This window comes from Thermococcus sp. MV11, assembly GCF_012027285.1.
GTDB classification, from domain to species: Archaea; Methanobacteriota_B; Thermococci; order Thermococcales; family Thermococcaceae; genus Thermococcus; species Thermococcus cleftensis.
Window position 1 is genome coordinate 36,768 of sequence record NZ_SNUD01000001.1, and the last position, 16,343, is coordinate 53,110.

Sequence of the window (16,343 nt, forward strand, 5' to 3'; positions counted from 1 at the left end):
CCCTTCTCCGTAGGTTATTGTTGCCAACACCTTTAAAAGGCCAACCTTTATAAGGCCCTCACCCGCGAGAGGCTTAGGGGTGAGAGAGATGGAGAAACGCTTGCCTGGTAAAGTGAGACGCGCCATGAGGGCGAGATACTACGACATTCCCCCGCGAGCCTGGATAGGTAAGAGGGGACTTGACGAGGGCGTGATAGAGGAGATAAACACCCAACTCGAGAAGGACGGTGTGCTCAAGGTTGAGATTCGGAAGGGCGCGCTCATAAGCACTGGCCTGGACAGACAGGAGCTGGCAAGGAGGGTTGCCGAGCTGACCGACAGCGAGCTAATCGACGTGCGCGGCAAAAGGTTTATATTGTTCAAACCGAGGGAAGGTTGGGAAAAGTATTTAAGGAAGCTCCAGAGAAAGGAGCTTTCGAAGGAAAAGCGGGAGGAGAAGCCCGTTAAGAAAGTCAAGCTCGACATCGCTCAGTTCAGGAGGAAATTCAAGAAGGGGAGGGATTGAAAGTGGCGACCGTTTACGACGTTCCCGGTGATTTGCTCGTTGAGAGGGTTGCTCAGAAGCTCAAGGAGATAGAGGCCATAAAGCCGCCCGAGTGGGCCCCGTTCGTCAAGACCGGGAGGCACAAGGAGAGGCTTCCCGAGCAGGAGGACTGGTGGTACTACCGCGTTGCCAGCATACTCAGGAAGGTCTACATCGATGGGCCGGTCGGCATCGAGAGGCTCAGGACCTGGTACGGCGGCAGGAAGAACCGCGGCCACGCCCCGGAGCACTTCTACAAGGCCGGTGGGAGCATCATTAGGAAGGCCCTCCAGCAGCTCGAAGCGGCTGGCTTCGTCCAGAAGGTTCCGGGCGAGGGAAGGGTCGTTACCCCGCAGGGACAGAGCTTCCTTGACAAGATTGCCACCGAGCTCAAGAAGGAGCTCGAGGAGCAGATACCCGAGCTCAAGAAGTACTGAGCTCGGCCTTTTTTCAAACCTCTGCCCCCTTCTGCCGGCTTTCTGTGCCAGGAAATGTTTTTAGGGCCACCTCGAATTTTTCTATGGATTTCGATTGATACCCCGAACGCTACCTAAGGTGAGGACATGTCGCTGAGAAAAACCCTCACGGTCCTTGCTGTGCTGTATCTGCTCATCCTCCCTCTTGAGAGTGCCGGAGAGTTCCGTCTGAGCTCCATAACGGTCATCTCCAACGGCGAGGACGCTTTCCTGCTGGCCACCTGGTGGCTCTATGACTATCAGTGCCAGTGCCCGGGAACCGAGCCGTGCTGTTCCCCCGCACCGGTCTCCGCCTGGGTTGACATCTACCACTTCAACGGCACCTCCCTGAGCTACGTTGGAAGATCGGGATACGCAGGGGACTTGCCGGTCGCCTTTGTACCTCCGGGTTTCCCAGATCTGCCCTCCAACGCATGGCTCGTCTTCAACGGCACCCATCTGTTCTGGTTTATGCCTGAAGAGAAATGCGTTCGCACGCTGGGTGAACTCCGCCCGGGTTTCGGAAGCGTGAGGCTCAGCCCACCGGACGTTTACGTTGCCCACCGCAACGGGACGTTTGAGGTTTACCGCGTTACCGAAGACGCTTTCTTCAGGGTAAACGAGCCCGCCGGGGAGCACGTCTCTTACGTTCCACCCGGGTTCAACGTCAGCATCTCCGGTCAGAGCCTCGTGGTTGAGGGCGGTGGAGAACGGTACGAGATACCCATCGCGGAGCTGGAGGAATACTACTCCAGGCAGGACCTCGAGCATCTCGCGGCGGTTCCGGTCGCCGGCGGAGTGCTCATCTACTACGTTCCCGGTCATCACCCGGACAACAGTTCGATTCCCATTGAGACCTCCTCCGAAGTTCCACTGCTCTTTTATCGCGGCGGAACTCTCGCGGTGTACACCTTCATAGAACCCGCTTATACGGGGTTATCGGCTTCTTGGCCCGGATTGGTCAGTTTCAATTATTCCTTATGTCCCAGCGGCCCTGAACCCTCTGAAGATTTCACAACGGCGGTGTGGCTCATCGTGGCGGTCCTTGGGGTAATGGCTCTCGTCCTGGTCCTGGGGAGAAGGTGAAGCCCTGAAACGCAAAGCCTTTTAACCCCCTCCCCAATCTTAACCCCGGAGGTGAGGGCCATGGCCGAGGACATAGAGGAGATCAGGAAGCGCAAGCTCATGGAGCTCCAGAGGAAGTACCTCGAACAGCAGAAGGCCCAGGAGGAAGCTTTGAGGCAGGAGATGGAGCTTGAGGCCCAGCTCGATGCCATAATGAGGAGGATCCTTACTCCTGAGGCCAGGGAGAGGCTTGGCAGGGTTAAACTCGTCAAGCCAGAGCTCGCGAGACAGGTTGAGCTAGTTCTGGTCCAGCTATACCAGGCGGGCCAGATAAGGGAGCCCATCGACGACGCCAAGCTCAAAAGGATTCTGGCCCAGATAGACGAGAGGACGCGCAGGGACTACAAGATTAAGTGGTAACCAGAAGGTGACTCCATGGACGCCAGGCAGATAGTGGAGATTCTCGACGAGAAGGGAGAGGTTAGTCTGGACACTTGGAAGGCCGTCTCGGTTAAGAAGAACAAGGACGGAACGGTCGATCTGCTCTACCGCAACCTTCACGTTGGGAGTGATGACGACCCAGTGTTTCTGTGGATCTATGCCAACATCGTTGAGGAGGACTGGGACGTCCGTGTCCTGGAGAGGATAACCTTCAAGCGTGAGGACCTTGCCTGGTTACTCCGCTATGTGGTTAAAAAAGGCGAAGGTTTATAAGGGCCATATAAAATAGCCGGCCGGTTGGGGGTGTTGGAGTGAGCAATCGTAGGGTTTGCCCGGTCTGCGGCTCGACGGAGTTCATCTACGATCCGGGTAGGGGCGAGATAATCTGTAAGGTCTGCGGGTACGTTATAGAGGAGAACGTCGTTGATATGGGGCCGGAGTGGCGCGCATTTGACGCGAGCCAGAGGGAAAAGAGGGCCCGTGTTGGCGCCCCCGAGAGCATTCTTCTTCACGATAAGGGCCTTTCAACCGACATTGGAATCGACAGGAATCTCTCCGGGCTGATGCGTGAGAAGATGTACAGGCTCAGGAAGTGGCAGAGCAGGCTCAGGGTGAGCGATGCCGCCGAGCGTAACCTCGCCTTTGCCCTCAGCGAGCTGGATAGAATAGCGAGCCAGCTCAAGCTCCCGAGGCATGTGGAGGAGGAAGCGGCAAGGCTCTACCGTGAAGCCGTCAGGAAAGGCCTGATAAGGGGCCGCTCGATTGAGAGCGTTATAGCGGCCTGCGTCTACGCCTCCTGCAGGCTCTTGAAGGTTCCCAGGACGCTCGACGAGATAGCCGACATCTCCCGCGTTGACAAGAAGGAGATAGGCAGGAGCTTCCGCTTTATCGCGAGGAACCTCAACCTCACGCCGAAGAAGCTCTTCGTCAAGCCGACCGACTACGTGAACAAGTTCGCGGACGAGCTGGGCCTGAGTGAGAGGGTGAGGAGAAGGGCCATCGCGATACTCGAGGAGGCCTACGAGAAGGGCCTCACCAGCGGAAAGAGTCCTGCAGGTTTGGTTGCCGCGGCGCTCTACATAGCCGGCCTCCTGGAGGACGAGAAGAGGACCCAGCGCGAGGTGGCCGAGGTGGCGCGCGTCACCGAGGTCACCGTCAGGAACAGATACAAGGAGCTAGTGGACAAGCTCAACCTGAAGATACCGGTTTGAGGAAAAGAAAAGGTCAGCGCTTCCCGAACCAGCTTTCCAGCGTTGCCTGCTTTCCTGCCTTCACCGCCTTCTTCAGCCTTTCAATGCCGTTCTTAACGCGCTCTTCACTGAAGTCGTGCTCGTCGCAGAGGAACCTGATGATACCCTCCTCGTCCGGCTCGCGCCACTTAAGCTCGTATTCATCGGTGACCGGGGGGTTGAGGAAGAACTCCTTTATGGCGTACAAATCAACGTCGCTGTCCTTCTGGTACTTCCTGAGCGGGTCCTTGGTTCTTTTGACTATGGTCAAAGCCTTCTTCGGACCGATACCCTTAATTCCGCCGGGGTTGTAGTCGGTTCCAACGAGTATGGCCATCTCGATAAGCTTTTCCCTGTCTACCCCGAGCTCCTTGAGAACTTCCTCCAGAACCACGAGCTCGGGCTTAACTTCGACGTAGGCGTTCTTTCCAGGGAGCTTCCTCCTACCGGTTATGGTTAGGTTTCTAACCAGCCTCGGCGCGCCGAAGAGGAGCGAATCGTAGTCCTGGCTGGCCGAGGCGTAAACCTTCTTTTTGGCGGCCATGTAAGCTGCCTGGGCCTCTCCCTCGCTCGGTGCCTGGATCACCGGAATCCCCATCAGCTCGAGCAGTTTCTTGGCGTCGTTTATGAGCCCCTCGTTTACGCGGGTTGCGCGCATCGCGTACTTCTTGGCCTCCTCAAGGTCGCCCCTTTCGAGGGCCTCGTGCCACCTCTCCTCGGCCTTTTCCCTCGCTTCACGGCGTTTTTCAATCTCCTTTCGCTTGAATTCTGGTGGCTTTCCGTCGAAAACGTAAGCCGGTTTTATACCAGCCTCCATGAGATTGATGGTCCGGTAGAAGAAGCCGCTCAGGTGGGAGGTTATCCTCCCTCTGGAGTCCATGAGCGGCGTCCCGTCGCGCTGCCTTATCGTTGAGAGGAACTGGTACATCGCGTTGAAGGCATCTATCGCCACTTTCCTCCCGTACAGTCCTTCTAGCTCTATCTCCTTCCTCGGAACCAGCTCGCCAATCTGAACCCCCATACCACCACCCCTCACGTATTCTCCTCGATCCCGTGTTCTATCATGAACTCCGTGTGGGCGTCCTCCCTCTGCCGCTCTCTGGTGTAGACCCAGCCCATAGCCGCTATAAGCGCGGCAATCCCGAAGAGCATCTGCCAGCCGAGCTCCGCCAGGTCAATGTTCACGAGAAGTTCCTTCACCAGCGCTAGGACGCCTATCTCGACGACGCTCTTCATGGGCACGTGGTGGTAAGCGATGTACATCACGATTATCTCGAAAACCTCCAGGAATATCAGAATCAGCACGATCCCCTGGAGCGCGTCCTCTGGAACGAAGTGCCTGAAGGAACTTATCGCGAGGTCGATGATCATTCGAATGACGTACACCATAGTGAGCGTTCCCAGCGCTATGACCACGAAGTCGAAGAGAATGCTGAGGACGTGCAGGGCCCTCTTCTCAGTTCGGCCTTCAAGCGCTTTCACGTTATCACCTCTCCTTGATTCGAAGGCCGGGCTAATAAGAATTTTGGAGAGGTTCTGAATCTTCGGTGCTCAACCTTCGGTTCTTTTAACGTCCGTCGATTCGGCTATCGTCAAAACGAGAAGAGAAAAGTTATAACCGCTTTTACTGACCGGAAAATGTGACTCTCATCGAAGTGAGGTGATTGAGATGGACAGGAACCTTGAGGCACTTTTCAGGCCGAAGAGCATCGCCGTCATCGGCGCTTCTGAGAAGCCAGGCAAGATTGGCTACGCCGTCATGAAGAACCTCGTGGAGTACGGCTACGAGGGCAAGATCTACCCCGTGAACATCAAGGGCGTCGAGATAGAGATAAACGGGAAGAAGTTCAAGTCCTACAGGAGCATTCTTGACGTTCCGGACGAGGTGGACATGGCCGTCATCGTCGTGCCGGCCAAGTTCGTCCCGCAAGTCGTTGAGGAGGCCGGCAAGAAGGGCGTCAAGGTTCTCCCGATCATCAGCTCGGGCTTCGGCGAGCTTGGCGAGGAGGGCAAGAAGGTCGAAAGGCAGATAGTCGAGACCGCTCACAAGTACGGCATGAGGATCCTCGGCCCCAACATCTTCGGCGTCGTCTACACCCCGGCCAAGATGAACGCCACCTTCGGTCCGACCGACGTCATGCCCGGAAACCTGGCCCTCATCAGCCAGAGCGGTGCACTGGGAATAGCCCTCATGGGCTGGACTATCCTCGAGAAGGTCGGCCTTTCAGCGGTTGTCAGCGTCGGAAACAAGAGCGACATTGACGACGCTGATTTACTCGAGTTCTTCAAGGAGGACGAGAACACCAAGGCGATACTCATCTACATGGAGGGCGTCAAGGACGGAAGGCGCTTCATGGAAGTTGCCAAGGAAGTCAGCATGGAGAAGCCGATAATCATCATCAAGGCAGGAAGGAGCGAGCGCGGGGCCAAGGCTGCCGCTTCCCACACCGGTTCCCTCGCCGGTGCCGACAAGATATACGAGGCGGCCTTCAAGCAGAGCGGCGTTCTCCGCGCCCTCACCATCGGCGAGGCCTTCGACTGGGCCAGAACGCTCAGCAACCTTCCGGAGCCGGAAGGCGAGAACCTCGTCATACTCACCAACGGCGGTGGAATCGGAGTTATGGCCACCGACGCAGCCGAGGAAGAGGGACTTCACCTCTACGACGACCTCGAGGACCTCAAGGTCTTCGCCAATCACATGCCGCCCTTCGGCTCCTACAAGAACCCCGTCGATCTCACAGGAATGGCCGGCGCGGAGAGCTACGAGGGTGCCGTCAGGGACGCCCTTGCCAACCCGAACATGCACAGCATAGCCGTCCTCTACTGCCAGACGGCCGTGCTTGACCCCCGCGACCTTGCGAAGATAGTTATCCGCGAGTACAACGAGAGCGGCAGGAAGAAGCCCCTCGTCGTTGCCATCGTCGGCGGCATAGAGGCCAAAGAGGCAATAGACATGCTCAACGAGGAGGGCATTCCGGCCTACCCGGAGCCGGAGAGGGCGATAAAGGCTCTGGCAGCGCTCTACCGCTGGAGCAGGTGGAAGGCCAAGCAGAGGAGGGAGTGATTTTCCATTCCTTCCCATCTCTTCTCGGTTCTCTTCTGTATTCGGTAAGTGTTTTTAACGTGCGTCTCCCATGTAAACGGGGGAAGTGTCATGCTCATCGCCCTCGTAAGCGACATTCACTCCAACCTTGAAGCGCTGAAAGCCGTTTGGCGGGAAGTCAGAAGGGCCGACGCGGTCCTCTGCATGGGCGACCTCGTCGGATATGGAGCCAGTCCGAACGAGGTTGTGGAGTTCGTAAGGAAGCAGATGGAAAAAAGAACTTTCCTCTGCGTCCGCGGCAACCACGACAACGCGGTAGCCTTCGGCGCAGAGTGGGGCTTCAACCCCTACGCGAGGCAGGCTGTAAGGTGGCATCAGCGCATGATGACGAGCGAGAACCTCGAGTTCCTCAGGCGCCTTCCGGTAAGGCAACTCTTCACCGACGATGCCGGGAGGAGCTACCTCCTGATCCACGGCTCCCCCCGGGCCCCTCTGGACGAGTACCTCTTTCCCTGGCTCCCGGAAGGGGAGTTCCGCGCCGTTCTGAGCTACGTTAAACAGGACGATCTCCTGGTCGGCCACACTCACGTCCCGATGCTCAAGATAATCGACGGAAGGAGGATAATAAACCCCGGCGGCGTCGGCCAGCCCCGCGATGGGGATTGGAGGGCCGCCTATGCACTTATCAACACGGAAGAAGAGACCCCCGACAATCTTGAATTCCACCGCGTTGAGTATGACGTTGATGATGCCGCCAGAAAGATACTGGAGGCGGGACTTCCCCGCTTCCTTGCGGAGAGGCTCTACGAAGGATATTAACGGGGAGCCGGAATCACTCGGAGGGCTTCGGTGAGGGCGGCCTTCTCAGCTTGGACTTGACCGCGAGCTTGGTGGAGTCAATTATTATTACCTCGCCTATGCTCTTGACCGCACTGATCGGGACGAGGAGGAGTCCCTCGTGGTCGGTGACGAACTCGCTCGTGTCGAGGTCTTCGTCCGGTTCGGCAACTATGACGAGAATGTCGCCGGTTTCTTCGTCAAAGCTGAGGTCGTAGACCCAGCCGAGCCTTACACCAGTGTCGGTTATGAGCTCGACGTCCCTAAGCTTGGAAGCCATTATCTTGACCATCTTCGCCACCCCTCGGTTTAATCGTGTAGCCTCTTGGGCACCAACGTATAAAACTTTTTCCAAAAGGTGAGGAAAGTCAGAAGGTGTAGTAGTCTGGCCCTCCCTTCCTTCCCTCCACCCTCTTTCTGTTCTCCTCGAAGCTGCGGTAGTACTCCACCATGTAGGGGGTTATGCTCGGGCGGACCTTCTTGAGGGCCTCCTCGAAGTCCCTCCGCGAGACCTTCAGCATCTCCAGGAACTCCTCGCTCTCCTCTTCGACCAGCTCCTCCGGAAGCTCCGCTATCGCCCTGCGCATCGCCAGCAGGGCGGCTTCCCTTACAAGGGCTTCCAGGTCTGCACCGGAGTATCCCTCGGTCTTCTTCGCCAGCTCGCGGAGGTTTACGTCCTTGGCCAGAGGCACGCGCCTGGTGTGGACCCTGAGTATCTCCAGCCTCGCTTTCTCATCGGGTGCCGGAACGAGTATGAGCCTGTCGAACCTTCCAGGCCTCAGTAAAGCCGGGTCTAGTATGTCAGGTCTGTTCGTTGCCGCTATCACAACGACACCACTGTTCCTCTCTATGCCGTCCATCTCGGTGAGGAGCTGGTTAATGAGCCTGTCGGTGACGCGGTCGCCTTCCATTCCTCTCGCTGGGGCTATTGCGTCGATCTCGTCGATGAATATCACCGTCGGAGCCGCCTGGCGAGCCTTCCTGAATATCTCCCTTATCCTCTTCTCGCTCTCACCCACCCACTTGCTCAGAACCTCCGGCCCACGAATGCCGATGAAGTTGGCCTCGCTCTCCGTCGCCACTGCCTTGGCGAGGAGCGTCTTACCGGTTCCAGGCGGGCCGTAGAGGAGAACCCCCCTGGGCGGCTCAATTCCGAGCCTCTGGAAGGCCTTTGGATACTTGAGCGGCCACTCTACCGCCTCCTTCAGCTCCTGCTTGACCTCATCAAGGCCGCCTATGTCCTCCCAGCGGACGTTGGGCATCTCGATGAGCACTTCCCTGAGCGCACTTGGGTCCACCATCTTGAGGGCCTCGTAGAAGTCCGCCTTCCTAACGCGGAGCTCCTGAAGAACTTCGGGAGGAATCCTCTCCTGCTCCGGGCTTATCTTGCCCTCGTTGATGAGCCTCCTGAGCACGACCATAGCGGCTTCCCTTGCCAGAGCCGCGAGGTCGGCCCCAACGAAGCCGTGGGTCTTGTCCGCTATCTCCTCCAGCATTCTGTCGATGAGCCTCGCCCTGACCTCGGGGTAAATCTCGCTCTCGCTCTTGAGTATCTCCTTGATTTCCTCCTCGCTCCTGGCCCTCTCGACGCGCTCCATCAGCTTTCTGAGGGCCTTTTCGTCGAAAGCCTTCCTCCTGGCGAGCTCCCTCAGCACCCTCAGCACGGTCTCCCTGTCGTAGTCCGGCTCGAGCGGCATGCTCCTCGTGTGTATCTGGAGTATCTCCTTCCTTCCCTGCTTGTCCGGAACGCCGACCTCGATCTCCCTGTCAAAGCGCCCGGGCCTTCTCAGGGCCGGGTCGAGGGCGTCGGGCCTGTTGGTGGCGGCTATGACTATGACCTTGCCCCTGCTCTTCAGGCCGTCCATGAGCGTGAGCAGCTGGCTCACAACGCGCTTCTCGACCTCCCCGACAACCTCCTCTCTCTTTGGCGCTATCGCGTCAATTTCGTCTATGAAGATGATGCTCGGCGCGTTCTCCTCGGCTTCTTTGAATATCTCCCTCAGGCGCTCCTCGCTCTCGCCGTAAAACTTGCTCATTATCTCCGGCCCGTTGATGGCTATGAAGTGGGCGTTGGCTTCGTTGGCCACCGCCTTGGCGAGGAGCGTCTTACCCGTTCCCGGAGGACCGTAGAGGAGAACTCCCTTTGGCGGCTCTATTCCAAGGCGCTCGAAGAGCTCGGGGTGCTTGAGCGGAAGCTCGACCATCTCACGGATTTTTTGAATCGCGTCGCTTAGACCTCCGATGTCCTCGTAGGTGACCTCGGGGATAGCTTCCTCGCGGACTTCAACCGCTTGGGGGAGGACTTCAACCTCCGTGTTGTAGGTTATCTGGACTATGCCCTTGGGGTTCGTGTTCACGACCACGAACTTCAGCTCGCCGAAGCCGAGGGGCATCGTCTCGAAGAGCCCTCTCAACAGTTCGTCGAAGGGCGAGCCGCCGTAGTAGGTCTCGCTCCTGCTGCTGGCCACTATGAGGTCGCCCTTAACGACCGGCCTTCCGAGGAGGTTCTGCTTCACCATGTCGCCGGGTATCTGAATGAAGACCCCCTTCTGGGCCGGGGCTAAGACAACCTTCTTCGCCTCCTGCACCTCGGCCTTGGCGACGGTGACGTAGTCTCCTATGCTCACTCCAGCGTTCCGCCTGATGTAGCCGTCCATTCTGATGATGTCCAGCCCGCGGTCGTCCGGGTGCGGGTTTGCAACTATCGCTGCTGTGGTCCTCTCCCCGATCAGTTCGACGATATCTCCAGGCTCGACTCCAAGCTGCTTCTGGTACTTTCTATCGAAGCGTACTATCCCCCTTCCTACGTCCCTCTTCAGGGCCTCGGCGACGCGGAGCTTAATCTTCTCGTACCTCTCCTCATCTTTTCCAAATATCATCGTGACCTCCTCCCGATCCCCTTTTTGTGCCTTTCTATTGCCTCCTCCAGCGTGATGTTGCCCAGGGCAACCTCCCGCGCCAGTCTGGAGGATATCGTGATGTTCCCGCTCAGCTCCCGACTGCGCCTCTTTATGTCCTCTATCTCCCTCTTGGTCGGCTCCCTGACATCGAGCAGCTCGCCGATTGGAACGGTTCTTCCCTCGCGCAGGCCGATGTTTATGGCCGCCACTATGTCCTGAACCTGCGAAACCTCGACTCCCCCCACCTTGGGGGTCGTCCGGTACTCGTTCACCACTATGACGGGATAATCGTAACCCAGCAGGTCGGCGAGGGCCTTCAGCATGAGCACCCTCTGCCTCTTCGCCCCGTGGCCAATCTTGATTTTAGCGCCTGGATACTTCTCCAGCAGGTCGAGTATTATTCCAACGTCCCGGGGACTTTTGAGGTGGTGAACCTCAAGCACGCGGTTGTCGGCGACGACGCTCAGCCCGGGCCTCTCCCCGGGGTCTATGGCGATGTAAATCCTCTTAAACCTCTCCCTTCCCTCGAGCTTTGCTAAGAGCTCGTCTATGAAGTTCTCGTCCTTCACGACGACCTTGACAGGAAAGCGAACACTATCCCGGTCCCTCTCGCCGGTGAGAACAACCTCGACGTCAAAGGGTATCCTCTCACCAACCCTGAGGCTGTGGAAGGGAATGCCATACTCCTTCAGCACCCGCGCGGCGGTGTAGTAAACCCTAGCATCGCTTGTTACAATAGCAACCCTCATGGTCTTCACTTAGTCTGACCAATTAAAAACCTTTCTAACCGTCCCAATCAGAAAATTTGGAGACGAAAGGCTTTGATTCGATAGAAAAAAGTTTATAAGCCATTATCGGAATGTGGGAACGGGGATAGTGATGCAGCCTCCCAAGAAAAAGAAGGACGTTGAGGAGTTCGACGAGGAGCTCTTCGAAGAGGAAGAGGAGTGGGAGCTCGAGGAGGACGAGCTTGAGGACTGGGAGGAGGAGTGGGAGGAGGAAGATTGGGAAGAGGACGAGGAGTGGTGAGCTTTCCTTTTCCCGTTAAACACTCCCGCTTACGCAACCCATTTATAGAGACGCGTTTTCTTTTCTCCGGGTGATAGAATGGCGTTCCTGAAGGTCGTTCCCCTCGAGAAGGCTTTGGAGGTAATCGACTCATTTCCCTTAGAGCCGGAAACCGAGAAGGTCCCCCTGAGCGAAGCCCTCGGCAGGGTTCTTGCTGAGGAGGTAGTTTCCCCAGTAGATGTCCCGCCCTTCGATAGGGCGACTGTGGACGGCTACGCCCTTAGGGCAGAGGATACCTTCATGGCGAGCGAGGGCGAGCCGGTGCGGCTGAGGGTCGTCGGTGAGGTGAACGCCGGTGACTTCCCCGACTTCGAGCTCAAGCCGGGCGAGAGCGTCTACATCTCCACCGGTGCACCCATTCCGAGGGGAGCAGATGCGGTTATACAGTTCGAGGACGTGGACAGGGAAGGGGACGAGGTAATCATTTACAAGCCGGCTTATCCTGGTCTCGGCGTCATGAAGGCCGGAGCGGACATTCCGAAGGGCAGGCCCCTCCTAAGGAAGGGGACAAAGCTTGGCTTCAAGGAAACCGCCCTCCTCTCCGCCGTTGGGATTTTTGAGGTCCCCGTTTTCAGGAAGCCCAAGGTAGCGGTGATAAGCACCGGCAACGAGCTCGTCCTCCCGGGGGAGGAGCTAAAACCTGGCCAGATCTACGACATCAACGGCAGAGCAATAGCCGACGCCGTGAGGGAGCTTGGAGGTGAGGCAGTTTTCCTCGGCATAGCAAGGGACGACCGCGAGAGCCTCAAGGCCCTCATCGAGAAGGGAGTTGAGTGCTGTGACATCGTCCTCCTCAGCGGTGGCGCGAGTGGTGGGATAAGGGACCTCACCAGCTCGATAATCGAGGAGCTCGGAGAGGTGAAGGTACACGGCATAGCGATTCAGCCAGGAAAGCCGACGATAATAGGCCTAATCAACGGAAAGCCGGTCTTTGGCCTGCCTGGTTATCCTACGAGCTGTCTCACCAACTTCACCCTGCTCGTTGCACCGCTCCTCAGGAAGCTCCTCGGTAGGGAGAGCGAGGTCAGGAAGGTGAAAAAAAGGCTCGCCCACAAGGTCTTTTCCGTTAAAGGCAGGCGTCAGTTCCTCCCCGTCAGGATAGATGGGGGGAAGGCAGTGCCGATACTCAAGGGGAGCGGGGCGGTCACGAGCTTCATCGATGCCGACGGCTTCATCGAGGTTCCGGAGAACGTCGAGATACTCGAGGCTGGAGAAGAGGTAGAGGTTACGTTCTTCGGCTGAGGCTGTCGTTCTTCCAAATCCCTCATCAAAACCTTTTTTAAACTCCCGTTCCTTCTTCTCCCAGGTGTTGGCGATGCTGGACATAAAGCTCATTCGTGAAAATCCAGACCTGGTCAAGGGCGACCTCATAAAGCGCGGGGAGATTGAAAAGCTCAAGTGGATAGACGAAATCCTTGAGCTTGACAGGAAGTGGCGTGAGAACCTGAGGAAGATAAACGCCCTCAGGAAGGAACGCAACCAGTTGGCGGTTCAGATAGGCAAGCGCAAGAAGGCCGGCGAGCCGATAGATGACCTCCTAGCGAGGAGCAACGAGATAGTGAAGGAAATCGAAGCCCTTGAGAAGGAAGTTGAAGAGCTCAGGAAGAAGATAGACTACTACCTCTGGCGCCTGCCGAACATCACCCACGAGAGCGTCCCTGTCGGGGAGAGCGACGAGGACAACGTTCCCATAAGGTTCTGGGGCAAAGCCAAGGTCTGGGAGGGCTTTTTGGAGAGCTTTAAAGAGCAGAGCCGTGGAAAGATGGACTACGAGGTTTTAAGCTGGAGGCCGAGGCTCCACGTGGACATGCTGGAGCTCCTCCGCGGTGCTGACCTTGAGAGGGCCGCGAAGGTGAGCGGTTCAAGGTTCTACTACCTCATGAACGAGCTCGTTATCCTTGATCTGGCGTTGATACGCTTCGCCCTCGACAAGCTCATCGAGAAGGGCTTCGTCCCGGTCATACCGCCCTACATGGTGCGCAGGTTTGTAGAGGAGGGAGTCACCAGCTTCGGCGACTTCGAGGACGTCATCTACAAGGTTGAAGGCGAGGATCTCTACCTGATCCCGACTGCCGAGCACCCCCTCGCTGGAATGCACGCCAACGAGATAATCGAGGGGAAGGATCTCCCGCTCCTCTACGTCGGAGTGAGCCCGTGCTTCAGGAAAGAGGCAGGAACCGCTGGAAAGGACACCAAGGGGATATTCCGCGTCCACCAGTTCCACAAGGTCGAGCAGTTCGTCTATTCGAGGCCCGAGGAGAGCTGGGAGTGGCACGAGAAGCTCATAGCTAACGCAGAGGAGATTTTCCAGGAGCTTGAGATTCCTTATCGCGTCGTGAACATCTGCACCGGCGACCTGGGCTACGTGGCTGCCAAGAAGTACGACATAGAGGCCTGGATGGCCGGCCAGGGCAAGTTCAGGGAGGTTGTGAGCGCGAGCAACTGCACCGAGTGGCAGGCTAGAAGGTTAAACATACGCTTCCGCGACAAGACCCACGAGAAGCCGCGCTTCGTCCACACCCTCAACTCGACGGCCATAGCCACCTCGAGGGCCATCGTGGCAATCCTCGAGAACCACCAGACGGAAGAGGGCGTCGTGAAGCTTCCAAGAGCCCTGTGGAAGTACACGGGCTTCAAGGAGATCCTGCCCGCGAGCATGAAGGAGCGCTGTTGCGAGGGCTGAGACTCCCCTTTCCTTTTCTCTGCATCTTGTACTGTACGGAGTACAAGAATTTATAAAGGGTTGTACTGTATGTAGTCCATGATGGGCCATGATTGAAAGGGAAACTTGGGCCGAGGTGATTCTCGATTACCGTTCACTGCCCTTCGATGGGGTGGAGCGGGAAATCGACGTGAGAATCCCCAACACCCAGATGGCACTGGCGATAATCGGACCGAGGAGGGCCGGGAAGACCTACCTAATGCGTCAAATCATCGAGAAACTAAGGTCGGAGGGTGTTCCGGAGGAGAAGGTCGCCTACGTGAACCTTGAGGACCCGAGGCTTGTGGGGGCTTCCCTTGAGGATCTGATGACACTCCTGGAAGTCCTGAGGGAGATGGGTGGGGAGAAACTCCACCTCTTCCTCGACGAGGTCCAGGCCGTTGATGGCTGGGAGCGCTTCGTCCGCTACCTCCTCGACACGGGCCACCGGGTTTTTGTTTCAGGCTCGTCTTCGAAGCTCCTCTCGAAGGAGATAGCGACCCAGTTGAGGGGGCGCTCGGTATCGGTTCGCGTCTTTCCCTTTTCCTTCGGGGAGTTTTTGAAGGCGAGGGGATTTGCGGTTAAGCGCTACCTCTCAAGTGCTGAGAAAGCGGAGCTTAGAAGTCTTCTGCGGGAGTACCTTGAATGGGGGGGCTATCCAGAGGTCGTGCTCAACCCCCACATGAGGATTGAAGTCCTCAGGGGAATCCTCGACCTCGCAATCTATCGCGACATCGTGGAGCGATGGGGGGTCAGGAACGTCTCGGCTTTGAGGCTTCTTTTGAAAATCCTGGCCCGTTCAAGCCATCTCACACTTACCAAGGCGTATTCGACGATGAAGAGCCTTGGAGTTTCGATAGGCAAGGGAACCCTCGCCGATTACCTCGAATACCTGAGCGATGCGTTCATTCTGCACCGTCTCCCTCCCTATGTGAAGTCCTACAAAAAGGCGGAACTGCTCGGCTTCAAGCCCTACCTCGTTGATAACGGCCTGCTGAGGATTACTGGGGTTAAGGACAGGGGAAGACTGCTTGAAAACCTCGTCATGGTTGAACTTCTGAGGCGGGGCTTTGAGCCGGGAGAGGATTTGTTCTACGTTCCCGGCGATGACTGGGAGGTAGATTTCCTTGCTGGAGACGAGCTGATTCAGGTCAGCTACGAGCTCCACCCCCTCAACCGGGAGCGCGAGCTTAAAGCCCTTGTTAGTGCCTCGGAGCGGATTGGTGCGGAGAGGCTTACAGTGATTACGTTCGCCGACCGGGAGAGGGTTGAGCTGAGGGGCAAAAAAATCGATGTCGTTCCCCTCCAGGATTGGCTTCTTCGCTAAACCCCTCCCCGCTCCCTCACCTTCCTCCTCACGTTGGGGTCGCGGTCGGCGATGATTTTCAGGGCCTCCTCAAAGGTCAGCCAGTCTGGGACCTCTTCGTTCAGATAGATGCCAGTCCTCCCAATCGCGTCCCTCCTCGTTAGAACGTGGACGCGCTCGGTGACGATGTCCACGCTCACGCCGAGGGTTCTGGCAACTTCACTTTCCCTTCCGACCACTTCCCTCTCGATGTGGCCTTTCTCCGTCGGAATTATCAAGATGAGCTTTTTATTCACGCCGGGAACGCGCTCTTTCGTTTTCAGCCCCCACAGGTCTATCGCTCCACCCCAGCGGTAGAAGTCGAGCTCCCTGTCGGTAGGCTCTATTAACGGGAACGTTACGGTCGTTTCCTCGTCTATCTCGATGACCCCCTTGATGAGGTGCCAGGGCGTCGCCATGACTATCTTCCTTCTCCTCACGAGCCCCTCAAGGGCTAGCTCCACCAGGTAGCTCGGGACCCTGTAGGGTATGAAGATGTCCACGTCGCTGTCCTTTCTCACGTCGCCCCTTGCCACGCTGCCGTAGAGGAGGGGGTCGAACTGGCTAAGCCTCTCCATTATCTTGAGCGCCTTCTCGCGCTTCTCCCGGAGGTAGTGCCACCTCTTTGGGGTGTAGATTACCTCCCTCTCGTCCCAGATCCTAACGACTTTTTCCCTGGCCATCGCTGGAAGTTGGGGGGAAAGTTTAAAGCCCTACCGATAGCGTTTTATATAAA

18 protein-coding genes are annotated in these 16,343 nt (G+C 57.3%); 12 read left to right on the plus strand and 6 right to left on the minus strand.

Annotated elements, in window-relative coordinates:
- Window positions 1-88 precede the first annotated feature (88 nt).
- From E3E27_RS00260 to E3E27_RS00285, 6 genes are all read left to right on the plus strand, one after another.
- Entirely contained in the window at window positions 89-505 is a 417-nt protein-coding gene (locus tag E3E27_RS00260) for a YhbY family RNA-binding protein (RefSeq protein ID WP_014789405.1), read from the plus strand.
- A 2-nt stretch (window positions 506-507) separates the two neighbouring features.
- A complete protein-coding gene (locus tag E3E27_RS00265) occupies window positions 508-960 on the plus strand; it encodes a 30S ribosomal protein S19e (RefSeq protein WP_014789406.1) in 453 nt (150 codons plus the stop codon).
- A gap of 126 nt (window positions 961-1,086) precedes the next feature.
- Entirely contained in the window at window positions 1,087-2,064 is a 978-nt protein-coding gene (locus E3E27_RS00270) for a hypothetical protein (RefSeq protein ID WP_167773050.1), read from the plus strand.
- A 60-nt stretch (window positions 2,065-2,124) separates the two neighbouring features.
- Entirely contained in the window at window positions 2,125-2,463 is a 339-nt protein-coding gene (locus tag E3E27_RS00275) for a DNA-binding protein (protein WP_167773637.1), read from the plus strand.
- Window positions 2,464-2,478: 15 nt separating this feature from the next.
- Window positions 2,479-2,757: a hypothetical protein gene (locus E3E27_RS00280; protein WP_014789411.1), complete on the plus strand. Its 279-nt coding sequence runs from the start codon at window positions 2,479-2,481 to the stop codon at window positions 2,755-2,757.
- Between the two features lie 38 nt (window positions 2,758-2,795).
- Entirely contained in the window at window positions 2,796-3,695 is a 900-nt protein-coding gene (locus tag E3E27_RS00285; RefSeq protein WP_014789412.1) for a transcription initiation factor IIB, read from the plus strand.
- A 13-nt stretch (window positions 3,696-3,708) separates the two neighbouring features.
- Here the strand turns inward: E3E27_RS00285 and fen are convergent, their stop codons facing one another.
- Window positions 3,709-4,734, minus strand: a complete 1,026-nt coding sequence (fen, locus tag E3E27_RS00290; protein WP_014789413.1) for a flap endonuclease-1 — start codon at window positions 4,732-4,734, stop codon at window positions 3,709-3,711.
- Between the two features lie 11 nt (window positions 4,735-4,745).
- Complete coding sequence (locus E3E27_RS00295) at window positions 4,746-5,195, minus strand: phosphate-starvation-inducible PsiE family protein (protein ID WP_014789414.1); 450 nt, start codon at window positions 5,193-5,195, stop codon at window positions 4,746-4,748.
- 187 nt (window positions 5,196-5,382) lie between these two features.
- On the opposite strand from E3E27_RS00295, the gene acs reads away from it, so the two are divergent.
- Together acs and E3E27_RS00305 are read left to right on the plus strand one after the other, a co-directional pair.
- Window positions 5,383-6,777, plus strand: a complete 1,395-nt coding sequence (gene acs / locus E3E27_RS00300; RefSeq protein WP_167773051.1) for an acetate--CoA ligase alpha subunit — start codon at window positions 5,383-5,385, stop codon at window positions 6,775-6,777.
- Between the two features lie 90 nt (window positions 6,778-6,867).
- The gene (locus tag E3E27_RS00305; protein ID WP_167773052.1) at window positions 6,868-7,575 is read left to right on the plus strand and encodes a metallophosphoesterase; all 708 of its coding nucleotides are present in this window, start codon (window positions 6,868-6,870) and stop codon (window positions 7,573-7,575) included.
- Window positions 7,576-7,588: 13 nt separating this feature from the next.
- Here E3E27_RS00305 and E3E27_RS00310 read toward each other — a convergent pair whose 3' ends face one another.
- The 3 genes from E3E27_RS00310 to E3E27_RS00320 all read right to left on the minus strand — a co-directional run bounded on the left by E3E27_RS00310 (window position 7,589) and on the right by E3E27_RS00320 (window position 11,242).
- Complete coding sequence (locus E3E27_RS00310; protein ID WP_014789417.1) at window positions 7,589-7,885, minus strand: PRC-barrel domain-containing protein; 297 nt, start codon at window positions 7,883-7,885, stop codon at window positions 7,589-7,591.
- Between the two features lie 76 nt (window positions 7,886-7,961).
- A complete protein-coding gene (locus tag E3E27_RS00315; protein WP_167773053.1) occupies window positions 7,962-10,472 on the minus strand; it encodes a CDC48 family AAA ATPase in 2,511 nt (836 codons plus the stop codon).
- Window positions 10,469-11,242: a hypothetical protein gene (locus E3E27_RS00320; protein WP_167773054.1), complete on the minus strand. Its 774-nt coding sequence runs from the start codon at window positions 11,240-11,242 to the stop codon at window positions 10,469-10,471. Before E3E27_RS00320 ends, E3E27_RS00315 begins: the two co-directional genes overlap by 4 nt.
- 127 nt (window positions 11,243-11,369) lie before the next feature.
- On the opposite strand from E3E27_RS00320, the gene E3E27_RS10625 reads away from it, so the two are divergent.
- From E3E27_RS10625 to E3E27_RS00340, 4 genes are all read left to right on the plus strand, one after another.
- Window positions 11,370-11,522 (plus strand): hypothetical protein, encoded by a 153-nt coding sequence (locus E3E27_RS10625; protein ID WP_206204756.1) that lies wholly within the window; start codon window positions 11,370-11,372, stop codon window positions 11,520-11,522.
- Between the two features lie 78 nt (window positions 11,523-11,600).
- A complete protein-coding gene (gene glp, locus E3E27_RS00330) occupies window positions 11,601-12,803 on the plus strand; it encodes a gephyrin-like molybdotransferase Glp (RefSeq protein WP_167773055.1) in 1,203 nt (400 codons plus the stop codon).
- A 73-nt stretch (window positions 12,804-12,876) separates the two neighbouring features.
- Window positions 12,877-14,244 carry a serine--tRNA ligase gene (gene serS, locus E3E27_RS00335; protein WP_167773638.1) on the plus strand — a complete coding sequence of 456 codons (1,368 nt, stop codon included), beginning with the start codon at window positions 12,877-12,879 and terminating at the stop codon, window positions 14,242-14,244.
- 88 nt (window positions 14,245-14,332) lie between these two features.
- Window positions 14,333-15,589 carry an ATP-binding protein gene (locus E3E27_RS00340; protein WP_167773056.1) on the plus strand — a complete coding sequence of 419 codons (1,257 nt, stop codon included), beginning with the start codon at window positions 14,333-14,335 and terminating at the stop codon, window positions 15,587-15,589.
- Here E3E27_RS00340 and E3E27_RS00345 read toward each other — a convergent pair.
- Entirely contained in the window at window positions 15,586-16,290 is a 705-nt protein-coding gene (locus tag E3E27_RS00345; RefSeq protein ID WP_167773057.1) for a nucleotidyltransferase domain-containing protein, read from the minus strand. The genes E3E27_RS00340 and E3E27_RS00345 overlap by 4 nt on opposite strands.
- Window positions 16,291-16,343 lie beyond the last annotated feature (53 nt).